Origin of the sequence: Streptomyces sp. RKAG290, from assembly GCF_023701695.1 — a bacterium.
GTDB lineage: Bacteria > Actinomycetota > Actinomycetes > Streptomycetales > Streptomycetaceae > Streptomyces.
Genome location: NZ_JAJOZC010000001.1, coordinates 5,283,682 through 5,304,326 on the forward strand (window position 1 = coordinate 5,283,682; position 20,645 = coordinate 5,304,326).

Sequence of the window (20,645 nt, forward strand, 5' to 3'; positions counted from 1 at the left end):
CCCAGCGATACGAGTTCAAGCCAGCCGCCCGGATGAGGGATCGGACTTACAAAGCAGATGTCGGTGGTTCGAAACCGTCGGCGCCCACCAGTAGGAAGCACAACAAAGGCCCAGGTCACCGGTACTGAACCGGGTGCCTGGGCCCCCGCCCGCGCCCACCAGTGCAAAGGTCCCCAATCGATCATGGTTGGGGACCTTCGGCGTCTACGTCTGGCATCAGCGGGTGTGGTCATCCACGGGCCGGCCGCTGCCGCTTCAACCTGCGGTCCAGGTGAATCACGGGCTCGCGTTGGGTGACTTCGATGACGTGGGTTGTCAGCCAGATGCCTTGGTGATGATGCGCTCCATCCCCTCTGGGTCGAAGGCCCGCAGGGTCGTGGAACGGACGTTGCCCACCTCGCCGAGTTGCAGGAGGGCTGCCGTGGCAGTTTCGTCGTCGGGTGCCTCGATGATGGCCACGAGGTCGTACGGGCCGACGGTCCAGTAGATGCTCAGCAGCTTCGCCCCGAGCTTCTGTAGCGCTGATCCGAAAGCCTCGGAGCGCCTTGCGGTGTCCTTGTAGTTTCGGACCCCTTGATCGGTCCAGTTCAGCAAGGTGACGTACGTCGGCATGTTCTTTCACCCTCACGAGGAGACACATCGTGAGGCCAAGCCTGGGCATCGGGGATAGAACCTGCACGAGATGCGCACCCGAACGAGCAATACGCGCGACCACAGGCATCGCGGGGCAGGCTGACAGGAACGACAGCGGACGCTGACGGCCGCCGTGGTTCCTCGCGGAGTCGATGCGGCCATACAGCCGTAGCAGCCAGGGACGCTGCTATCGCGGAGCGGACTCAAGACGTCTGAGCCCGCCAGTCAGAACGCCCCCCGTAGCGCGCTGCTGCGGAGGGGGCATTGACGGTAGTAGGTGACGGCAGCCGCTGAGGCGCATCCCGTATCCACCGTGTGTGGGTCGATGGCGGGCGGGATGGCAGCGAGCACGGCCGGCTCGGCCCGCAACCACCCGATGTCGGCGAGGCAGTCGTTGCCCAGCAATCGACCGTGAGAGGGCGCTGCTCGCGTCGCTCGGGTTGCCCGTGGGCCCCGTCCGGGCATCTGTGCGACCCGCCGTCCGGGAGGTGGCCGGCGGGTCGCTGGTGGCCTACGAGCGGGTGGTGGCCGTCTGGTCAGCGTTCGGCGAAGAGCGGTGTCCAGCGACCGGCCGCGCCGTCGTTTCCCTTGCGGAAACCGCTCAGCGGTACGACCTTGTCGCTGCCGATCGTGACGAGCACGAGGCGGTTGTGGAACTCGTTCGAGCCCGGCGTGATGTCCCAGGCGATGAGCCGCTTGTCGTCGACCCAGGAGAGCAGTTGCTGCCCATTCACCTTGGTGACCCGCTTGCCGGTGTAGGGGTCGAGGAGCTCGGATGCGGACTTCTTGTCGGTGCCTGCGTAGCCGCCCGCGACGAGCTTGCCGTCCGGGGACAGCCCCGCGCCGTCGAACCGGTGCACGTACTTCTCGTTCGCGGGTTGGGCGACCTCGTTGCCCGCGAAGTCGTAGTACTGCATGTGGGATTCCGTCGTGATTCCGGAGCAGATCAGCTTGCTGTCGTGGCTGAACGCGAAGTCCTCGCGGGGGTTGAGCGCGTCGCTGGGTTTCGTGACCTCGTTCCAGGAGCCCTTGCCGGAGGTCACGTCGACGACGTAGAAGCCGGTCCGGTTCGACTGACCGAACTGCGGCATCCAGTCGTTGTTCTTTCCGTCGCCGTCGCTGTCGTAGTCCGCTCGGTACCGCAGGTCGGGGTTCTTGCTGTACGTCGTCGCGACCAGCTTGCTGCCGTCGGGCGAGAACTCGACGCCCCCGACGCCGTGGGAAACCGGGATCCAGCGTTCGACCTCGCCGGTGAGGAGGTCGAGCAGGCCGATTCGCTTGGCGGGCAGGTTCTTTTCCAGGACGGCGGCGGTCCGCATGCCGGGAGCGATGTCGATGAAGGACCACCGAGTCGTCTTCACGTACGTGCCGGTCTTCTGGTCGAGGAGCCGGTACGTGCGGTCGCCGACAGCACGGTCGTCCGTCTGCTTGACGTTGCTCGAGGTGTAGTACGCGGCCAGCGCGACGTCCCCCGCCGCGATCAGGTCGCGCGGCGGTGTCTGGCCGGGGTGGGCGATGATGCCGCTCGGGTTCAGCTCGCTCGCGAGGCGCACGTCGTGCTTGCCGGAGTCCAGGAGCGGGACCGCCACCGCGACGGCGACCACGGCGACGGTTGCCGCGGCGGCGGACGCGAGCGCACGGGTCCGACGGCGCCGGCGGACCGTCAGCACCCGCTCGGCGAAGCCCGGCCCCAATGCCGGTTGAGCGGCGGCCTGTTCGCGCAGGGAGTCGCGCACCAGCTCGTCGGCGTTCACGGACGCACCTCCACGGGCGAGAAGTCACGGGACGGCTGCTGCTCGGCGTCCGCGGGGCCGAGTGCGGCCAGTTCGGGGGCGAGGCTCCGCAGCCGGGCGAGGGAGCGGTGCGTGGTGGACCGCACCGTGCCGACTGAACAGCCGAGGAGACGGGCGACGTCGGCCTCGGGCAGGTCCTCGAAGTAGCGCAGGACGAGGACGCTGCGCTGACGGGCGGTGAGCCGGGCCAGTGCGGCCCGCATGACGATGCGCAGGTCGGCCGCACCAGGCCCGTCGTCGGCGCTGTGGTGTGCGGGGCTCTCCGGTGTCTCGGGGACGCTCAGTTCGCGGCGCGGCCACTTCAGCCGCCAGCGGTTCACCTGCTGCCGGTAGAGGATCTGCCGTACGTACGCCTCGGGTTCGTCGATGCGGTGCCAGCGTCCTGCGGCCTTGATCAGTGCGTTCTGCAGCAGGTCCTCGGCCGCGTGCCGGTCGCCGCCGTTGAGCAGGACGGCGGTCCTCAGCAGCGCCGTCGACCTGTTCTCCACGAACTCCCTGAAGTTTTCATGGCCCTCGGCATCCATCGCCACCTTCTCTTGCTTGTTCCGGGATTTCCCTAGGCGGGCTTGCTGCCCTTGATGACGTCTGCGGCGGTCCCTCACTATGCCTGCGTGCACGCAGCGAAAAATGGGCGGTGGGCAAGGCCGGAGCTCTCGACCGGGCAGCAGGCGTCAGCGTTCCTTCCCGACCGTGAATCGCATCGATGGGCAGTCCGGTGGCGGTCGGCCGTCGTGTGCGTTCCTGGGTGGGGGCGCCGTGCGCGCCGACCGGTGTGTGAGTCGCAGGAGGCCGGGGTGGGAACTGGGGTGAGTGGTGAGTTGAAGTTGTCGGTCCTGGCACGTGGCCTCATGCGTCCGTGCTGCCGCTGCGGCCGGCTTCGCGAGGATCGCCGAGCGGGCGAGTCAGCTCGCCGTCGCTCCGTGGTTGCCGCTCGCAGATGAGGTGATCGAGCTCCAGTCGTTCGTAGCACTCGTCGCACCGGTAGGTACCGTCGTCCAAGCCGGATACGTCCTCGCTCGGATACCAACGTTCGCACTCTGCGCATAAGCGTTCCAGAGGTGACGTCATGTGCTCGACTGTCGACCTGCGGTCAAATATTCAAAAAGGTCGCCAATGGGGTCGCACTGGTGCGTTGCGGCAGCGCATCTGCTGACGAGAAGCAGAGGTCTTGCCCGGCCTCCCGCGATCCACGCCCGGCGCGGCAGGGGCGCTTACGGTAGTGCGGTAGTGCTCTGTTCGGCCCTGAAGCCATGATCGCCAGCGCCATTGCCGCTTGGGAAGCCTGCTCGGAGAACGGCAATCAGTCCGATCTTTCAGAAGCGGACCACCTGGACGGGGCCACCTAGAAGGGCCGCCAGTTCACGCGCGGCGAGCGCCGTTCTACGCGTACTCGGCGAGGAACTGGGGCCTGTACTGCTGCTGATACTGGTCCAGCGTCTCTCGGAGCATGGTGGCCCCGCGCGGCACACGGTCGCTGAGGTGGTCCCAGCCTACGAAGCGTAGATGGTCGGGGATCCGGACCAGGCCGGTGATCGCATCCCAGAAGGCGTCCCAGTTCATCCCGTAGAAGTCAGGGAAGTGCAGTGCTTGCCCAAGTACCGCATGCAGGCCTCGTTCGTCGGTCACGGCGCTGACGTCAATGGTGAGCATGCTTGCGATCCTTCCAGGTCTCAGTGAATACGGGCGTGCCGGATCAGTGCGGGTGCGAGAGCTGTCTGAGCCGGTCGAACGAGGGTGGGCAAGGGCTCGACTCCGGCATGCGTCGACCGGCTGAGCCTTCGGAGCGCAGCCTGGACTTGTGCGGGATCCGGCTGTTGATGTCACCAACCGCCGTGGCCGCCGTCCCCGTGGCCGCTGCCGTGGTGGCCGGTGCTGCCTGTGCCTCCCTCGGACCAACTTCCCGCGTCCAGGTTGTGGCTGAGGCCGTGGCCACCCGTGGTGAAGTCGGCGTAGAGGTCGCTCAGTTCGGAGACGAGCCTGCCGGTGAGAGCGTCCGCACCGGCCGTCAGTGCCGCAGCCAGTTCCTCGTCGCTGACCGGGGCCGCTCCGGCGGTTGCGGGGGCGAGGCGGTCGGCCGCGGCGAAGGCGGCCATGCGGCGGCGGTCGAGGGTGCCCCGCAGGCCCGGGTAGGCGGCAGGGGCGAGGCCCGCAGCACGGGCGAGAACGGCGAGGGTCATGTCCCGGTCGGCAGCGGAGGATGTTGCTGAGCCGGCACGGACCACGCGGTCGAGGCGGGCCAGCACTGCCCGGCGGCGGGGTAGATCGACGGAGAGGATGTCGTGGCGGGTACGGCCGCCGGCGTCGCGCCACCGGCGGACCCGGACGGCCTTCTGGTCCTCAAGCCGGGAGAGGTACTCGATGGTCAGGGAGCGCGGTGTACGACGCAGCCAGTCGTTGAGGCCGGGTGGGGGCGCGGTAGTGCCGAGGCGGTGCAGGACGTTGCTCAGGTGGCGGTTCTCCACCCGGCGGGAGTCCGTCACCTCGATCCGCCGGGTGCCGAAGACGATGCGTCCCGCCATGGCCAGATCTGCCAGCTCCGATGCTCGCAGGGCGAATCGGAGTCGTGCCTCGACCTGCTTCTTTATCCGTATCGTTCGCCTGCCCGGAACTATCGCGAGCAGGAGTAGGTCTTCCCCCGTGGTCATGCGCGGCAGAGTACGCGCGGGACCTTGCGCAGGGCAGTCCGTCCGCAGAATCCCGTTCGCAGAATCCCGTTCGCCCAAGACCGTCCGTGGGAGACCGTCCACAGTTCGTTCGTGGACCTTCCTCGTCAGCTTGTCCGGCGTTACCGCCCGGCATACGGCCGCCTACGCCTCGAAGATCGTGCGCGATCCTGACCGGCCGCTGACGGGCAAGGCTCGCAGAATCGTCTGAGAAGCGGGACGTGGCAGGTCACGTCCGTCGCGCAGGCTGTGTCGGCGTTAATTCGAGGCCGGTCACGGGACTCCGAACGGCCTTGGGCCCCCGCCGGGGCGGATGCCCGACGCTTGGGTGCGGACGTTCCGCAGTGGCGTCATGCGCGCTGGGAGCGTCGGGGCAGCCAATGAGGAGCACACTGGGGGTATGGCCCTACCCAAAACGCACAATTGCTCGACCTGCGCGGACGGTGCCGCGCCGGACTCAGTCCTCCACGAAGACCTCGTCGTCGGAGCACCGCTATCCATGGAAGATCTCACCGACGCGCAGCGCCTCGACCGGTTCGCCCACAAGTACGCGCACGACGGATGCCAGGTCAGAGAAGTCCGGCGGGTCCCGCACGACAGTCTGAGCGGCTACGCCTGGTCCGTCCGCTTCATCGAAAGTCCGTGACACCTCGACGGCCGGGCAGGTCGGGCGAACCGCCCCGGAGGAGGACTCCAGGGCGGCGAAGTCGCTTCGCGCCAACCCAGTGCGGGTGTGGCGCCACGCGGCCGAATGACTGACATGTACTGCTGACTCGCGAGGCAGATACCGGTGGTTCGAAGCCACCTGGCCCATCAGCGCGAAGTGCGACGGAGACCCAGGTTGTCGGCGGTCAGCCGGAGCCTGGGTCTTTTGCGTGGTACCGGGGATCGAGGCGAGGCGAGGCGCAGGCAGTCCGGCGCGGTGCCCGGCTCACCTCCGCCGCCGGTACTCAGCTGGTCGTGAACGATGCGATGACGCGGGCCGGAGATCGGAATCCCTCGGGGTCGAAGGCGGAGCGCTCGATCAGAATGCCGGCGCTCGGCTCCGACGTCTGGTACATCACGGCCGGCCCCTTCAGAGCCGGGCCGCACAACCCCTCGGGAAGCTCACTCTCCTGGTCACCGAGCGCGTATTTGCCGCCGTGGTTCTCGTCGATGACGGGCTCCCCCTTCGGGACCAGCCCCACGCGGTACAGGTAGTCCGGCATCTCGTCGCTCAGGAAGGAGACCTGCGCCCTGCCACTTCTGGTGAAGTAGTGGATGTCGGAGGCGTCGGCCGGAATCGACACGCCTGCGACCGAGATCGTCCCTGGCAGCTCGGTGTCGCTGCCCTCGCATGCCCGGGAGTCCCCGAACGGATGGAACAACGCGTCCTGAAACAGCCAGACGAACCCGCCTGCCACCAGGACGAGGAGGGCAGTCACCACGGCCAGACATGACAGCCGTCGCCGGACTCCGGAGCCGCTGTGATCCGCGTCGCCCACACTCTCCGGATACCGCGCCGTCTCGGCCGGCTCGTACACCCCCTCCGGTACGGGACTGCCGCCAGCAGCTCCTGTTTCGTGCATGAACGCCCCCTCGGAATAGCTCAATTGGCCACCCGAAGGGTAGGCGGGCGCGGCTGACCCGGTTCCGTCGGCCTGGGCTGTTTCGTTCAGATCATTGGGCCGTCGGTCTGGTCGTGCCGTGGACGGACGCGCATAGGGGGCGCGGATTGAGCCGGCTGTTGTCGTCGGAGTCGGTTCCGGCCGGTCCCCAGCCGTGCGGCTGCAGCGGGACGGGCGCGTCTCACCGGTGCGGTGGCCTGTGGCCCCGGGGCAGGGGTCAGCCGGCCTGCTGTGGCACGGGTCACTGGAACTCGTCACCCCGGCCGGAGAGGTAGGTGGTGTGAGATGTGATGAACAGGAAGATCGGGAGCGCATGCGCGCACGAATCAGGGCGGGCGACCGCGAGGCGTTCGCCGTGCTCTACGAGGAGTACGCGCGGCGGTCTACAACCACGCCTACCGGCTTACGGGCGATTGGTCGACGGCCGAGGAGGTGCTGTCCGAGACCTTCCTGGCCGCCTGGCGTACCCGTCACGCCGTCGAGCCGGAGGGCGACTCGCTGCGGCCGTGGCTGCTCGGGATCGCCACGAACAAGGCGCGCAACGCCAACCGTGGCATCGGGCGGCGCCTCGCCTTCCTGGCCCGCCGCCCCGCCCCGGAACCGGTCGCGGACATCGCGGATGCCACCGTCGGACGCGTCGACGACACACGACGGCTCGCCGCGGTCCGGCAGGCGCTGGGCGGACTCCGCCGCCAGGAACGCGAGGTGCTGGCCCTCTGCGTCTGGTCCGGGCTGGACTATGCCGAGGCAGCCGAGGCCCTGGGCATCCCGGTGGGCACCGTGAGGTCGCGGCTGTCCCGCGCCCGTAACCGGCTGCGACGGCTCACCGACGAGCAGCTCCGACGGACAGGCGACGGGTCCGCGCGGGAAGCGCGATCAGGAGAAGCGTTCCGATCAGGAGGAGCGGCACGGCCCGGAGAACCGGCACGGCCCGGAGAAGCGGAACGATCCGCAGAAGCGGCCCGATCCGGAGAAGCGGTCCGACCCGGAAGGGAACCCCGCGCCCGCCGCGGAGAGGTAGAGAGCAGGGTCGCGTTCGTGGCCCTGCCCATCCAGGAGGAAGCCCGATGAACGACCGCACCTCCGGCCCGAGCGGGCCGAACACGAGGAACTGGCCCGGCTGCTGCCGGTCCCGGCCGAACGGGACCTGCCCCCGGGCCGTCATCTTCACCACAAGGACACTCTGATGCGTCTGATCGACCAGGACGGCGACCGCGCCACCGCACGCCCCCGACCCCGCCTCCTGCGCCCCGCCGTCCTGCTGCCCGCCGCCGGACTGGCCCTGGGCGGGGTGCTGCTGACCACGCTCGCCGTGACCGGCCAGGACCGTCCTCCGGCGCCGTCCGCCGCGGGCACGGGTTCCCAGGCCACGGCCCCGCATGGTGCGGCCGTGCTGCTCGAACGGGTCGCCTCGGTTGCCGCGAGCAAGGGCGAACAGAAGGTCACCGACGGCCAGTTCGTGTACGTCAGGACGCTGCAGGCCGGGAACGAGGGCGAATTCGGCGGCCCGGTGAAGCTGACCAAGCCTCGCGAGCGTGAGGTCTGGATGGCACAGAAGGCGGGGCCGGTGACCGATGTCGGCCTGATCCACGAGGACGGCTCGTACTTCCCGATCACGGTCGGGGTCCCGGACGGCGAGCCCGCCGTCGGCTACCCGGCGGGCCTCAACCGGCCGACGTACACGTGGCTGGCCTCGCTGCCCACCGACCCGGACGCCCTGCGTCGGCGGCTCACCGCCGAGATCACCCGGGACCAGGACTCGCGCGACACCCCGGCCAAGGAGCGGGACCAGGCCCAGGACACCTTCGACGCCATCGGTGAGCTGCTGCGGGAGACGGTCATGCCACCGAAGACCGCGGCCGCCCTCTACAAGGTCGCGGCGAAGATCCCCGGCGTGACCGTGGACTCCGACGCGGTGGACGCGGCCGGTCGGCACGGCATCGGCGTGGCCCGCGACAACACTCGGGCCGGTTGGCGCACCGCCTGGATCTTCGACTCGACCACCCTGGAGTACCTGGGCGAACGGAGCTACCTCATCAGGGACACCTCCATGGGCAAGAAGGGCACCCTGATCAACAAGTCGGCGGTCCTGGAGCGCGGGGTCGTCGACGCCCTCCGCGAGAAGCCGTCGCCTGAACAGCTTTCGACCGCGAAGTCGTCGAGCGAAAAGCCTTCGACCGAAAAGCCGTCGACGACGACCTGATTCCGGCCGGGCGCTCCCGGGGCGTGGCTGCGCGCCCCGGTCCGTCGCATCGCGGTCTGCGTCCGCCTGGTCCGCCGGGACCGGGACGACCGCCCGGACGCCACGCTTGCGCAGCTGCTCTCGGATCGCGCGGGAGGACGGGCGGAACGGGAGACGGGAGGACGGGCGGAACGGGAGGAGTGTGTGGGGCCGGCCGGCCGGGCTGGGCTCGGGTCAGCGGGGAGGCGTGAGGAAGCCGTCGATCACGCGCCGGGCCTTGCCCGTGGCGTCGTTGTCGCCGAGGCGCAGGGCGATGTTCGCGGCGCTGAGCACCGCGTCGATCTGGAAGGACGCGAGCTCGGCATCCAGCCGGGGAGCCTCCCCGGCGCCGACGGCCTCCCGCAGCTCGCCGGTGAGGGTGTCGAGCCAGTCCCGGTGGTGGCCGAACAGCACGTCACGGACCTTGCCGGGCCGGCTGTCGAAGTCGGCGAGGTTCGCCACCCAGAAACAGCCGCCCGGGAACAGCGGCGTTTCGGCGTAGGTGATCCACTGCTCGGTCAGTGCGCGCAGCCGCGCGGCCCCCCGGGAAGTCTGCAGCGTGGGGCGGACGACCGCGTCGAGAAAGGCCTCGCGCGCAGACTCGGCGGCGGCGACCTGGAGGGCTTCCTTCGTCCCGAACAAGGTCTGTACCCCACTCTTGCTGAGTCCGAGGTCGGTTGCGAGGCGGCCGATGCTGAGTCCGTTGAGCCCTTCCGACGAGGCCACGTCTGCAGCGTGGCGGGCGATGGTCTGCCTGGCCCGTGCGCCACGGATGAGGCGCCGGTCGGATGTCTCCGGGCCCAGACCTGAACCCGAACCCTCGGCCGCGTCGGCCACCGTCTCCGGGTCCGGGCCTGCTCCTGCTCCCGACCCCGCGTGGACCGTCGTCTCCTGGGTCGAGCCCGACCGGGCCATGGGGTCGCTCACGTTGTCCTCCAGCGCACTCACCCGGCCATCCTGTCATGCCCTTGCATTCAACGTACGACCGGTCGTACGTTTAGTTTATGACTGCTGTGGCGATCTCCTTCAGTGAAGAGTCCGATCCCTTCTGCCTCTCCCCGGTGAGTGCCGCGAGGCTCCTCGTGGACGCGCCCTGGCGCCGGTTCGCGGTGATCGGCGACAGCCTCTCGGCAGGGACCGGTGATCCGGCACCGGGGTATGCCGCTCTCGGCTGGGCCGATCGCGTCGCCGATGTCCTTCGCCGCGTACGCCCTGATCTGGCTTACCTGAACATCGGTGAAGTCGGGGCGACGACCGCGCGGACGCTGGCGACGCAGGTGGAGCGGGTGACCGAGTACGGCCCTGACCTGCTCCATGTCCCCTGTGGCGCAAACGACTTGTTCCGACCGGAGCCCGACTTCGCGAAGATCGAGCAGGCGTTGCGGCGCTTGTACGAAGCTGCTGCGGGCACCGGCGCTCAGCTGACGTCCTTCACGCTGGGCAGCGCCTTCGTGGTGCCGAGGTTCGCCGACTGGACGGACCGGGTGCTCAGGCTCAATGCCCTCACGCGTCGACTGGCCGCGGAGCACGGTGCTGTGCTCGTCGACATGTGGGATCACCCGGTGAATTCCCGGCCGGACCTGCTGAGCGCCGATCGCATCCACTTCGCCACCTCCGGGCAGGCCGTCATGGCCACCGAGATGGTCAAGGCGCTCGCAGCCACTCTCGACGGCGACCGAGGCGTCCGGAGCGAGACGAGCAGATGAATCCGGCAGAGCTGCGTCCTCCCGTGTGAACGCGCGGCGTTGGTGTCTCCGGCCGTGCGGCGTTCGTGTCTCCGGCCAGGTTCGGGGACCATGGTCTGCGGCGGGAGAAGCGCATGCTCTGCCGGATCGGGGGCCTCGGTGAACGGCGTGGTGTTGGTGCACGGCCTCTATCACGACCCACGGCACTTCGATCTGGTGGTGGGGGAGTTGACTGCTGCCGGGGTCGAGGTCGCCGTTCCGGAACTGCACCGTGGTTCCCTCCTGGCCGACACCGAGGCCGTACAAGCGGTCGTTGACGCCATGGCGGATGAGCCGCTGGTCATGGGCCACTCCTACGGCGGGTCAGTCATCACCGGCCTTACGGGTGTCGGCCACTTGGTGTACGTGGCGGCCTTTGTGCCCGCCGAGGGGAGAGTGCGGCCCGTCTCGGTGGCACGACGGAGCTCCTCACCTCCTCCGTCGTGCACGACGCGGACGGCGTCACCCACGTGGACCCGACGGCGGCCTTGGACGTGTTCTACGGCGACGCCCCGATCGAGCGGGCGACCTGGGCGGCTTCGTTGCTGCGACGGCAGAAGCCGGGATGCGGCCGAGGCGTACCGGAGCGCCGAGCGTGGCAGAACACGCCTTCCACCTACGTCATCTGCGCTCGGGATCGCGCGATCGACCCCGGTCTGCAGCGGGCGATGAGCAGGCGCTGTTCCAGCACCCTGACCTGGCAGACGGGCCACTCACCCTTCATCAGCGCGCCGGGGGAAGTCGCCTCCGTACTGCGGGACTTGCTTCGGCCCGGAGACGAAAGCCCTCAGTGACCGGACACCGCTACGGGGTTCGGTGACCGGGTTCGGAGACCGGGTTCGGAACCGCTCCGGCTTGTCCACGAGCCACCGGGAAGGACCTGGTGCTGAGGCGCCCGAAAACCGGTGGAGCCGAGCCGCCGGCGCTATTACCGTGCTGCCGAACCGAGTTGTCGAGGCAAGGACGCACCGTTGTACACCCTGTGAGACCCCCCAAGCGATGAATCGTCGCGCGTCGCGCATCCGCGCCGCGCTCCTTTTTGCTGCGGTCTTCTCACTGGAACCGGTGTATCTCTGTGCTCAACAACTGGGTGGTCGCTCCCACCTGCCTGCCGCTCGTTCTCCGCCGTTGCCACGCGTGCGCGTCCGAGCGCTTCCGGGCAAACGGCAAATTTCGCGTCAACGCCAACCACAAGCTCATCGACGTCTGGCTCCTCGCGCTCTGTGCCGGCTGCGGGGAGACCACGAAGCTGACGGTCCTGGAGCGGGTGAACGTGCGCTCCGTACGACCCGAGCTGCTGGGCCGGCTGCATGACAACGACCCTGGCCTGGCAGCTGAGCTGCTCCAGGATCCGGTCGTGCGGCGCCGCAATCGCATCGCGCTCGACTGGGACAACGCCTGGCGCCTCGACACCGGGGGTCGGATCATCTGGACCGCGAGGTGATGGACATACGGGTCCGCTTCACGGCACGGATACCCGTCCGGCCGGTGCGGCTCATCGCCGAAGGCTGCGGTCTTTCGCGGGCCGCGGTCGAGAGGCTGGTCGCGGAGGGGAAGCTGGTCTCGGCAGTCCGGCTGAGCGGCAAGCTCTCCGGCGACTTCACCTTCACGCTCAAGCGCTGAGCTCATTTCGGCCCGGGGGCCTGTCCGGCGAGATCCGCCGGGCAGGCCCCTGGGCCGAGCCGGTCCTTTCGGATCATGCCCCCGCGGCCGTCTCGTACCCGCACCGGCCTCGTGTCCGTGCCCGCACCGCCCTGGTGGTGTGCCCCGTTCGCCCTGCCGCTGCCGCTGCCGCTGCCGCTGCCGCTGCCGCTGCCGCTGCCGCTGCTGCTGCTGCTGCTGCTGCTGCTGCTGCTGCTGCTGCTGCCGCTGCTGCTGCTGCTGCTGCTGCTGCTGCCGCTGCCCGTGCCCCGCGCGTCCCTGCTGCCGCCCCGAGGCGGGATATCTCGTATCGCGGCGGTGGTGGTGCATCTAGCCTGTGGGGCATGCACCACTACCGGAGGCGAGACCGGCGCCCCGTTCCGCGGGCGGGATCGGTGCGAAACCCATCGGTGCGAAACCCATCGGTGCGAAACCCATCGGCGCGGAACCCGTACGAGGGGCCGGCCCTGGTGGTCGCCGGGGCGGATGTCGTGGTCGTCGGATACTTCTCCGCCAGGCAGAAGGACTTCGCCTCGCTCATGGATGTGGCGGTCGCCGACGTGACCGCGCTCGGGGCCCGGGTGGTGGGGCGGATCGTGCAGCGGCGGGGCGTTTCGGGCGGTGGGGTCAGGAAGATGGGGCTGCCCTATTCATCGAGGACGCTCATGAGTTACGGGAAGGTCCGCGAAACGGCTGAGGTCTGTGCGCGGGCCCGCGCCGACGTGGCGGTCTTCCTGACGGTGCCGTCGGTCCTTACCGAGCGGCAGCGCAAGGTGCTGACGGAACTCCTCGGCTGCCCTGTCGTGAGCCTGGGGGAGGTGCTGGCCGGCCGTTGAGCAGCCAGCCGCCGGGCCCGGCCTGCCCGGCGGTGGTGACGCCTCCGGTGGCGCCCGGCCGTCCCAAGAGTGATCGGTGCGCCCCCCCAGGAGGACCATGACCACCACCACCGCCCGGCACGAGCAGGAGTACGGGCCACGTGGCGCGTCCCCTCTTCGGGTACCTGTCTTCCGCCGATTCCTGCTGGCTCACCTGATCTCCGCCACCGGTTCGGCGATGGCGCCCGTAGCGCTGGCCTTCGCTGTGATCGGTAACGGCGGGGGCGCGCAGTCGCTCGGGATCGTGCTCGCGGCGAACACCGTGCCGACCGTGGTCTTCCTTCTCCTGGGCGGCGTACTGGCGGACCGGATGTCCCGAAGCCGGATCCTCTTCCTCGGCAATCTCGGTGCCGGGGCGGCGCAGGCGGCCGTTGCCGTGCTCGTGGCGACGGGTACGGCGTCCACGCTCACCATCAGCGTCTGCGCCTGCTTCTCGGGGGTGTCGGCCGCGTTCATCGCGCCTGCCGCCCAGGGCATCGCGGTCCGGCTGGTACCGAAGGAACAACTGCAGCAGGCCAACGCGCTGGTCCGGGTTCCCGGCAACGCGGTCAAGATCATCGCTCCGGTCGTGGGCGGATTCGGCGTGGCGTTGGCGGGGCCCGCCTGGGTGCTCGCATGGGATGCGGCCACCTTCGTGGTTGCGGCCCTGCTTCTGCTCGGCCTCCGGCTCGGGGGGTCCGTTTCCCCCCGGGGCGGTGTGGTGGGCGATCTCCGGGCCGGCTGGGCCGGGTTTCGCTCGCGGAGCTGGCTGTGGAGCTACACCGTCGCCGGAACGGCGGTCGTGGCCGCCTGGCTGGCCGGCTACCAGTTGCTGGGGCCCCTCGTCGCGGAAGCCAGTTACTCGGGTGCCCGCTCCTGGGGACTCGTACAGGGTGCCTTCGCCGCCGGGCTGTTGGCCGGTACGTTCGTCTGCCTGGTCTGGAAGCCGCGACGGCTGATGCTGGTCTGTGTGCTGGCCGGTTCGGGCATCATGCTGCCGTTGGCCGCTCTGGGGCTTGAGCTGTCCCTCACGTGCGTCCTGGTCGCTGCCGTCATCGCCGGCATCGGACTCGACGTCGCGATCGTCTCCTGGTCGACGGTCATGCAACAGCAAGTGCCTGATGCGGAGTTGGGGCGCCTTGGTGCGTTCAACGCGGTGGGTGAACGCATCGCCATCCCCGTGGCGTATCTGCTGGTCGCGCTGGCCTCGAAGCACTGGACGAGCCAGCACATCCTGTTGTGGTGTGCGGGGATCATCCTCGCCGCCACCCTGGCAAACGCGGCCGTGCGCGACGTGTACCGGATCGAACGGGCTTGAAAGCGCGGCCCGTTCGACTCGATTCCGGCTGTACGGTGACCGGCCGATGCTCGTCCGGGAGTGCCCTGCCCAGCCGCGCCAGCGGGGAGAGGGCCATGAACAGCGGGGACAACGCGAGGGCGACGGCGGTGATCAGCAGGCTGGTGCGCAGGCCCCACACGCTCGCGAGGTAGCCGCCGAGCAGTGAGCCGAGCGGGGTCAGGCCCATGCCGACGAAGTTGATCGTCGCCACGACCCGGCCCTGTATCCCGACGGGGGTGACAGCCTGCCGTACGGCCATCGCCGTGACGTTGACCAGTTGACTGAAGGTACCGAAAACGAAGTTGATCCCCATGAGCAGGGGGAGCGTGACCGCGTGGGATCCGTGCAGCGCCGGTACGAAGAGCATCACGCCGTCCGCCAGCACCGCCGATGACACCAGCACCGTCCCGTAACCGAGCCTCCCCGGCAGTCTCGCCGCCAGCAGCGAACCCACCACCGCACCCGGCCCCATCGCCGCGAGCGCCAGGCCGACGGCCGTACCCGACAGGTGAAGCCCGCGGGGGAGATAGAGCAGGTAGGCGGTCATCAGGGCGGCGAAGGAGAACTGGTAGAGCGCGGAGGCGAGCCCCACCGCCCGCAAGGAGGTGTTGCCGATGACGAAGCGCAGTCCTTCGTGGATCCGCCGCCAGATGCGAGCCGGGCCATCGGGGCGTGCGGGGAGCGGCTCGTGCTTGCGGATCCGGTAGATCGACACGGACGACAGCGCGAAGAAGAACGCGCCGGTGATGATGGCGATCGGCGCCGAGAACAACGTCACGAGCGTGCCGCCGAGCGCGGGGCCGCCGATCTGCGCCGCCGATCTGCTGCCCTCCAGCGCACTGTTGCCCTGCATCAACTGGTCCCGTGCCACCAGCCGTACGAGCGACGCCTGGTAGGCCACGTCGAAGAACACGCTCAGTACGCCGACGAGCAGAGCGGCCACGAGCAGTGCGGGAAGCCCGAGGATGCCGAGCACGTACGCGGTGGGGATCGCTGCCAGGGCCAGTGTCCGGCCGCAGTCCGCCAGCACCATCACCGTGCGGGAGCGTCTGCGGTCCACCCATGCACCGGCGAAGAGCGAGAGCAGCAGGATCGGGGCCTGTTCCACCGCGCGCAGGGCGCCGAGCTGACCTGGACCGGCGTTCAGGGAGACCACGGCGATGAGCGGCAGGACCACCTGACTGGCCTGGGCGCCGAACTGGGACGCGGTCTGGCCGACCCAGAGCCTGCGGAAGTCGGCGTCCCGCCACAGGCCGGGCCGGCTCCGGGGACCGTCGGGAGCGTGGTGGGTGGTATCGGAGGTGCTGTCGGAAGACACGGACGTCACGGGGACCCCTTGAGCTGCTGCGGACAACGCTCGCCGGCCGGTGCACGGAGAAGTGCGCCGGTGGACCGGGCGAGAAAGGCTCGCTGTGCCGCAGATCAGAGGCAGCACGCGATGACGGGTCGATCACGACCTGCTACGTCAGCGCGCGCTCGGGCGACCGGGCATCTCAACTCCTCGGGATTCAGGTGGTGGTGGCAGGCTAGCCGCCGTTCTCCTCCGCAGGCAGCGAATTACGGCCGGAGCCCGGACCCGTACCCCCACCCGCACCGAAGCGGGCGGGGCTCGCGGCTGGACCGGGTGCCGCTCTCACCCGTTCGGCTGCGCCCAAGTAGCCGCCCCGGCACGTGCCGACCAGGGTCGGTCTGACGTGCAGTCCCACCGGCCAAGGAGTTCTCATGGCACAGACCGCGCCCACGCCGGGCAGCTCTTCCCCGCGTCCGTCCGACCCCGGGGGCGTCAACCCCTGGGCGGCCGGCGGGACCATGTTCGCCGGAGTTCTGCTGGTGGTGGACGGCATTCTCGGAGTGATCAAGGGCATCGCCGGGATCGCGACGGACGACGTCTACGCCCGGATCAACAACTACGTCTTCGAGTTCAATGTGACGACCTGGGGATGGATCCACCTCATCCTCGGCATCGTCATCGCGGTCGTCGGCCTGGGCATCCTCCGGGGTGCCGCCTGGGCCCGCTGGGTCGGTGTGGGGCTGGCAGCACTCAACATGATCGCCAACTTCATGTGGCTGCCCTACCAGCCGATCTGGGCCGTCGTCTCCCTCGCCATCGACACCTTCGTGATCTGGGCCCTGTGCACCGATCGCTCGAAGTCGGTCGTTTGACGGGCAACGGCAACGGTGCGGCGGCGGATGCCTGGATCTGGGGGTATCCGCTGCTGTCCTGCCGTTCCAGCCTGCTGTACGCGACCACAAAGGGGAGGCCCTCCGTGTCCGAGGAGAACACCCACCGGCTCGTCGAACTGGCCGCCGAAGCGTACGTCTACGGGTATCCGCTGGTGTTCGACCTGACGATGGTCGAGACGTGTCTGCACAAGGGCTTCGGCTCGATGGCGCCCGCCCCCTTCAACCACTTCACGCACTCCGACCGGCTGGCCGACGCGGGCGCGCACTTCGTCTCCGTCAACAACGACACGGTCTACTCGATCGCCCAGCTGGACCTCTCCGGCGGACCGGTGCGGCTGCACGTCCCGGACACCGTCGGCGCGTACTACGTCATGCAGTTCGTCGACGCCTGGTCCAACAACTTCGCCTACGTCGGCCGCCGGGCCACCGGTACGGAGGCGGGCGACTGGCTCGTCGTGCCGCCCGGCTGGGCGGGCACCGTGCCCGGCGACGTGCGGGGGGTGATCGACGCGCCCACCTCGGTGGTCACGATCGTCGGCCGCAACGCCTGCGACGGCCCGGACGACCTGGCGCAACGGGTCCGCCCGCTTCAGGAGCAGCTCACCCTCACCCACCTGGAACCGGGTGAGCACCGCACCGGTCTGCCCGCACCCGACGCGGGTGTACCCGAGGCGCTCCGCTTCTTCGAGCAGCTCAGGGTGTGGATGGCCGACTTCCCGCCGTCCGCGGCCGACCGGGCCTACCAGGACCGGTTCCAGCCGCTGGGGCTGCTGGAGGAGGGGCCGTCACCCTACGTCCCGGCCGGCGCCGCGCTCGTACGCGCGCTGACCGAGGGGCTGGCGCTGGGCAAGGAGCGCGTGGAGGCGGCGAGCCGGCCCGGGGCGGGGGACGGCACGCCGGGCGGAAGCGGCGGGGGGTGGTCGATGAATCCTCATCTCTTCGACTACAACCTCGACTGGTTCGGGGTGGGGACCCTCGACTCGTCGGAGTGGAAGATCGCGGACCGGGAGGCCTCGTACCTGGCGAGGGCCGTGGCGGCACGCGTCGGGCTGTGGGGGAACCACGGTTACGAGGCGGTGTACGCGCAGACCTTCCAGGATGCCGACGGTGCGCAGCTCAACGGCGCACACCGCTACGAGCTGCGCTTCGAGGAGCCGCCGCCGGTCGAGGCGTTCTGGTCGGTGACCATGTACGACACCCCGGACTACTACCTGGTCGCGAATCCGGCCGGGCGGTACTCGGTCGGGGACCGTACGCCCGGGATCGTGTACGGCGACGACGGGTCGCTGACCGTCCACATCAGCAGGGAGCGGCCCGCGGACCCGGTCGCGGCGGCGAACTGGCTGCCGGCGCCCGAGGGGGACTTCCGGCCCATGCTCAGGCTCTACATGCCGGAGCGGTCCGTGCTCGACGGCCGTTACGGGATTCCCGCCGTCCGCCGGGTCGACGGGTCCGCTCATGGGTGACGCGATCGGGCAGATGCTGGCGTCCGCGGTCGGCATCGCCATCAGCCCGGTGCCGCTGATCGCCGTCATCCTCATGCTCGCCACCCCGCGCGGCCGGTCCAACGGAATCGCGTTCGCCCTCGGCTGGACGGTGTCGCTCGCCGTGCTGGTGACGGTGGTCGTGCTCGCAGGATCGGGCGCCGATGCCTCCGGGGGAGATGAGGGCCCTGCCACCTGGACGCTGTGGCTGAAGCTCGGGCTCGGGGCGCTGTTCGTCCTGTTGGCGGCCAAGCAGTGGAAGGACCGGCCGCGGGCCGGACAGGACGCCGGGCAGCCGGGGTGGATGCGGGCGATCGACGGGTTCACCCCCGGCAAGTCCGTGGGGCTGGCGGCCGCGCTGGCCGTCGCCAACCCGAAGAACCTGGTGCTGGCGGTCGGCGGTGCGGTCTCGATCGCCTCCAGCACGGCGGGCGGCGGCGGCAAGACCGTCGCCGCCGTCCTGATGGTCGTTCTCGCCTCGCTCTGCACCACGCTGCCGCTGGCCGTCTACCTCTTCGGCGGCGCGCGGTCCTCCCAGGTGCTGGGCGAGTGGAAGGAGTGGATGGGGCGGCACAATGCCGCGATCATGGCGACGGTGCTCGTCGTCCTCGGCGCCAAGTACCTCGGGGACGCGATCAGCGGCCTGGCGAATTGAGGAACCGGCTGCTCCGGACCGGCACCGGCGCGAGTGTTCAGGGGTCGCGGGGCCCGGGTGTTCCGCGCCAGGTGCTGCCAGGCGGTGCCGGGAGGTGCCGGCTGCATCCGGTGACCGTCGGCGTCCCGCCGTCACGACGTGGCCAGTGGCGCCGTCCGCATGGAGGTCAGGACGTTGTCAGTGGCGCGGTCCACACTGGAGACATGTGCCGCAGTATCAAGACCCTTCGCCCGCCAGTTCTCCCCGAAGAGGCCACCGAGGAGGACATCCGCGCCGCCGCCCTGCAGTTCGTACGCAAGGTCTCCGGCTTCCGCGCGCCTGCCGCGCACAACAGGGAAGTCTTCGACCGTGCGGTCGACGAGATCGCCGCGTCGACCGCCAGGCTGCTGGACGGTCTGGAAGTGCGGGGAGGTGTCAGGACGTCGTAGGGACCGGGACCGGAGCGGCGGTCGCTGCTGCCGCGGCGGCAGCTGCTGACGCGGGGCGCCGGATCAGCAGTGCGGCGAACGCGCCGGCGACGAACAGGGCGAGGACCGAGATGGCCGTGCCCAGCCAGCTGGCGCCGAGCCACTGTGCGCCGAAGTAGCCGAGGCCCACGCTGTAACCGGCCCAGGCCACGCCCGCCACCGCGGACCACGGCAGGAATTCCGTCGCCTTGCGGTGCGAGGCGCCCGCGCCCAGTGAGACGACCGAGCGGCCGGCCGGGGCGAAGCGCGCGATGACGACGAGGACGCCGCCCCCGCGGCTGAGCGCCGCGCCGAGACGTTCCTGCGCCGAGGTGAGGCGGCGGGAACGGGCGATGGCGCGGTCCAGACGTGCGCCGCCGCGCCAGGCGAGCCGGTACGCCACGAGGTCGCCGAGCACCGAGGCGCTGGCCGCGCAGAGGGTCAGGACCAGGAGCGAGGGGACCTCGGTGACCTGGCGCGCCGCGCCTGCCGCGTCGGCGGCCACGGACGTGGTGCCGGCGGCAGCGGCCGTGGCGGCCGTGATCACCAGGACCCCGCTGGGCAGCACGGGCAGGAAGACGTCCAGAAGCACCGAGAGGGCCACCGCAGCGTAGATCCATGGGCTGCCGGTCAGCGCACCCACACTCTCAAGCACCTTCTACTCCCCGATTCGTGTACAACGCCGCGACGTCGCAGGGGAGCGGCAGGGGCGGCAGGGCCAGCTGTACAGCGTACGCCTGCCGTTCACCTGTAGATCCACATATATGCGTGATGTTGGGCACCCCACGTGTATGTCACGTGCGCCCTGCGTGCTGCTCGAGTGTGCCTCGCGCCCGCCGGGGAGCGGTGTTCCCGGCGGGCGCGAGGCGGTGCGGCGGGCCCGGTCGGTTGCGGGCCCGCCTTGTTGGTGCAGGTCAGACGGCGACCGGGGAGGCCGGTTCGGGTGTGCGGTCCTCGTCGCGCCGAGCGGTGGCGCGGGAGGTGAACAGCCGGTCCAGGGCCAGTGCGCCGGGGCCGGTGAAGACGAGCAGCAGGAACACCCAGCAGTAGACGGCCGAGGGCTCGCCGCCGTTCTGCAGCGGGAAGAGCGCCCCGGGCTGGTGGACCTTGAAGTACGCGTACGCCATGGAGCCGGACGAGACGAGGGCGGCGATGCGGGTGCCGAGGCCCAGCACCACGAGGCTGCCGCCGACGAGCTGGATGACCGCCGCGTACCAGCCGGGCCAGGTGCCGGCGGGTATGGAGCCGCCGCCCATGGCGCCGCCGAGGACGCCGAAGAGCGAGGCGGCGCCGTGGCAGGCGAAGAGCAGGCCTACGACGATGCGGAAGAGCGCCAGGGCATAGGGCTGTGCCCGATTCAGGCGTGTGTACATGGGGGAGGGCTCCTTCGGTCTGGTGGGG

General features: G+C 69.8%; 18 protein-coding genes and 4 pseudogenes. 12 read left to right on the forward strand and 10 right to left on the reverse strand.

The genetic code is table 11. The annotated features are described in order from the left end of the window. Positions 1–315 precede the first annotated feature (315 nt). The 5 genes from LNW71_RS23265 to LNW71_RS23290 form a co-directional block, all read right to left on the reverse strand. On the reverse strand, positions 316–612 hold the full coding sequence (locus LNW71_RS23265; RefSeq protein WP_250970001.1) for a GYD domain-containing protein: 297 nt from the start codon (positions 610–612) through the stop codon (positions 316–318). Positions 613–1,169: 557 nt separating this feature from the next. After that, positions 1,170–2,387 carry a WD40 repeat domain-containing protein gene (locus tag LNW71_RS23275; RefSeq protein WP_250970002.1) on the reverse strand — a complete coding sequence of 406 codons (1,218 nt, stop codon included), beginning with the start codon at positions 2,385–2,387 and terminating at the stop codon, positions 1,170–1,172. Continuing rightward, entirely contained in the window at positions 2,384–2,950 is a 567-nt protein-coding gene (locus LNW71_RS23280) for a SigE family RNA polymerase sigma factor (protein ID WP_250972115.1), read from the reverse strand. The genes LNW71_RS23275 and LNW71_RS23280 overlap by 4 nt, the downstream gene beginning before the upstream one ends. 856 nt (positions 2,951–3,806) lie before the next feature. Then, positions 3,807–4,076 (reverse strand): barstar family protein, encoded by a 270-nt coding sequence (locus tag LNW71_RS23285; RefSeq protein ID WP_250970003.1) that lies wholly within the window; start codon positions 4,074–4,076, stop codon positions 3,807–3,809. Between the two features lie 170 nt (positions 4,077–4,246). Beyond that, positions 4,247–5,071: a GPP34 family phosphoprotein gene (locus LNW71_RS23290; RefSeq protein ID WP_250970004.1), complete on the reverse strand. Its 825-nt coding sequence runs from the start codon at positions 5,069–5,071 to the stop codon at positions 4,247–4,249. A 517-nt stretch (positions 5,072–5,588) separates the two neighbouring features. Here LNW71_RS23290 and LNW71_RS23295 point away from each other — a divergent pair. Then, positions 5,589–5,735 (forward strand): hypothetical protein, encoded by a 147-nt coding sequence (locus LNW71_RS23295; protein WP_250970005.1) that lies wholly within the window; start codon positions 5,589–5,591, stop codon positions 5,733–5,735. 304 nt (positions 5,736–6,039) lie between these two features. Here LNW71_RS23295 and LNW71_RS23300 read toward each other — a convergent pair whose 3' ends face one another. Beyond that, a complete protein-coding gene (locus LNW71_RS23300) occupies positions 6,040–6,657 on the reverse strand; it encodes a hypothetical protein (protein WP_250970006.1) in 618 nt (205 codons plus the stop codon). Positions 6,658–7,009: 352 nt separating this feature from the next. Between LNW71_RS23300 and LNW71_RS23305 the strand changes: the two are divergent. Together LNW71_RS23305 and LNW71_RS23310 are read left to right on the forward strand one after the other, a co-directional pair. Beyond that, positions 7,010–7,767 (forward strand): annotated as a pseudogene (locus LNW71_RS23305) (sigma-70 family RNA polymerase sigma factor). Then, positions 7,764–8,899: pseudogene (locus LNW71_RS23310) on the forward strand (CU044_5270 family protein). The pseudogenes LNW71_RS23305 and LNW71_RS23310 overlap by 4 nt, the downstream one beginning before the upstream one ends. Before the next feature lie 213 nt (positions 8,900–9,112). On the opposite strand, the gene LNW71_RS23315 reads toward LNW71_RS23310, so the two are convergent. Next, positions 9,113–9,865 (reverse strand): TetR family transcriptional regulator C-terminal domain-containing protein, encoded by a 753-nt coding sequence (locus LNW71_RS23315; protein ID WP_250970007.1) that lies wholly within the window; start codon positions 9,863–9,865, stop codon positions 9,113–9,115. A 56-nt stretch (positions 9,866–9,921) separates the two neighbouring features. Here LNW71_RS23315 and LNW71_RS23320 point away from each other — a divergent pair, with 56 nt between their 5' ends. The 5 genes and pseudogenes from LNW71_RS23320 to LNW71_RS23340 all read left to right on the forward strand — a co-directional run bounded on the left by LNW71_RS23320 (position 9,922) and on the right by LNW71_RS23340 (position 14,454). Further along, a complete protein-coding gene (locus LNW71_RS23320; protein WP_250970008.1) occupies positions 9,922–10,623 on the forward strand; it encodes an SGNH/GDSL hydrolase family protein in 702 nt (233 codons plus the stop codon). A 90-nt stretch (positions 10,624–10,713) separates the two neighbouring features. Beyond that, a pseudogene (locus LNW71_RS37030) lies at positions 10,714–11,435 on the forward strand (alpha/beta hydrolase). A 281-nt stretch (positions 11,436–11,716) separates the two neighbouring features. Next, positions 11,717–12,264, forward strand: a pseudogene (locus tag LNW71_RS23330) (DUF1062 domain-containing protein). Positions 12,265–12,707: 443 nt separating this feature from the next. Beyond that, positions 12,708–13,118, forward strand: coding sequence for a hypothetical protein (locus LNW71_RS23335; protein WP_250970009.1), 411 nt, complete (start codon positions 12,708–12,710; stop codon positions 13,116–13,118). A 97-nt stretch (positions 13,119–13,215) separates the two neighbouring features. Continuing rightward, the gene (locus LNW71_RS23340; RefSeq protein WP_250970010.1) at positions 13,216–14,454 is read left to right on the forward strand and encodes an MFS transporter; all 1,239 of its coding nucleotides are present in this window, start codon (positions 13,216–13,218) and stop codon (positions 14,452–14,454) included. Here LNW71_RS23340 and LNW71_RS23345 read toward each other — a convergent pair. Continuing rightward, the gene (locus LNW71_RS23345) at positions 14,390–15,793 is read right to left on the reverse strand and encodes an MFS transporter (RefSeq protein ID WP_374119534.1); all 1,404 of its coding nucleotides are present in this window, start codon (positions 15,791–15,793) and stop codon (positions 14,390–14,392) included. The genes LNW71_RS23340 and LNW71_RS23345 overlap by 65 nt on opposite strands. 404 nt (positions 15,794–16,197) lie before the next feature. Between LNW71_RS23345 and LNW71_RS23350 the strand changes: the two genes are divergently transcribed. The 4 genes from LNW71_RS23350 to LNW71_RS23365 all read left to right on the forward strand — a co-directional run bounded on the left by LNW71_RS23350 (position 16,198) and on the right by LNW71_RS23365 (position 19,226). Continuing rightward, positions 16,198–16,638: a hypothetical protein gene (locus LNW71_RS23350; protein WP_250970011.1), complete on the forward strand. Its 441-nt coding sequence runs from the start codon at positions 16,198–16,200 to the stop codon at positions 16,636–16,638. 104 nt (positions 16,639–16,742) lie between these two features. Beyond that, positions 16,743–18,125 (forward strand): DUF1254 domain-containing protein, encoded by a 1,383-nt coding sequence (locus tag LNW71_RS23355; protein WP_250972117.1) that lies wholly within the window; start codon positions 16,743–16,745, stop codon positions 18,123–18,125. After that, positions 18,118–18,798 (forward strand): GAP family protein, encoded by a 681-nt coding sequence (locus LNW71_RS23360; protein WP_250970012.1) that lies wholly within the window; start codon positions 18,118–18,120, stop codon positions 18,796–18,798. The genes LNW71_RS23355 and LNW71_RS23360 overlap by 8 nt, the downstream gene beginning before the upstream one ends. A 203-nt stretch (positions 18,799–19,001) precedes the next feature. After that, positions 19,002–19,226 (forward strand): DUF2277 domain-containing protein, encoded by a 225-nt coding sequence (locus tag LNW71_RS23365; protein WP_250970013.1) that lies wholly within the window; start codon positions 19,002–19,004, stop codon positions 19,224–19,226. Here the strand turns inward: LNW71_RS23365 and LNW71_RS23370 are convergent. Next, entirely contained in the window at positions 19,213–19,899 is a 687-nt protein-coding gene (locus LNW71_RS23370; protein ID WP_250970014.1) for a VTT domain-containing protein, read from the reverse strand. The genes LNW71_RS23365 and LNW71_RS23370 overlap by 14 nt on opposite strands. 259 nt (positions 19,900–20,158) lie before the next feature. Beyond that, the gene (locus tag LNW71_RS23375; RefSeq protein WP_250970015.1) at positions 20,159–20,617 is read right to left on the reverse strand and encodes a DoxX family protein; all 459 of its coding nucleotides are present in this window, start codon (positions 20,615–20,617) and stop codon (positions 20,159–20,161) included. Positions 20,618–20,645 lie beyond the last annotated feature (28 nt).

Coding starts and splice junctions, on each gene's coding strand:
- LNW71_RS23300 (WP_250970006.1), bottom strand. CDS start 6,657: ATGCACGAAACAGGAGCTGCTGGCGGCAGTCCCGTACCGGAGGGGGTG.
- LNW71_RS23285 (WP_250970003.1), bottom strand. CDS start 4,076: ATGCTCACCATTGACGTCAGCGCCGTGACCGACGAACGAGGCCTGCAT.
- LNW71_RS23280 (WP_250972115.1), bottom strand. CDS start 2,950: ATGGATGCCGAGGGCCATGAAAACTTCAGGGAGTTCGTGGAGAACAGG.
- LNW71_RS23290 (WP_250970004.1), bottom strand. CDS start 5,071: ATGACCACGGGGGAAGACCTACTCCTGCTCGCGATAGTTCCGGGCAGG.
- LNW71_RS23360 (WP_250970012.1), top strand. CDS start 18,118: ATGGGTGACGCGATCGGGCAGATGCTGGCGTCCGCGGTCGGCATCGCC.
- LNW71_RS23295 (WP_250970005.1), top strand. CDS start 5,589: ATGGAAGATCTCACCGACGCGCAGCGCCTCGACCGGTTCGCCCACAAG.
- LNW71_RS23265 (WP_250970001.1), bottom strand. CDS start 612: ATGCCGACGTACGTCACCTTGCTGAACTGGACCGATCAAGGGGTCCGA.
- LNW71_RS23340 (WP_250970010.1), top strand. CDS start 13,216: ATGACCACCACCACCGCCCGGCACGAGCAGGAGTACGGGCCACGTGGC.
- LNW71_RS23350 (WP_250970011.1), top strand. CDS start 16,198: ATGGCACAGACCGCGCCCACGCCGGGCAGCTCTTCCCCGCGTCCGTCC.
- LNW71_RS23375 (WP_250970015.1), bottom strand. CDS start 20,617: ATGTACACACGCCTGAATCGGGCACAGCCCTATGCCCTGGCGCTCTTC.
- LNW71_RS23320 (WP_250970008.1), top strand. CDS start 9,922: ATGACTGCTGTGGCGATCTCCTTCAGTGAAGAGTCCGATCCCTTCTGC.
- LNW71_RS23365 (WP_250970013.1), top strand. CDS start 19,002: ATGTGCCGCAGTATCAAGACCCTTCGCCCGCCAGTTCTCCCCGAAGAG.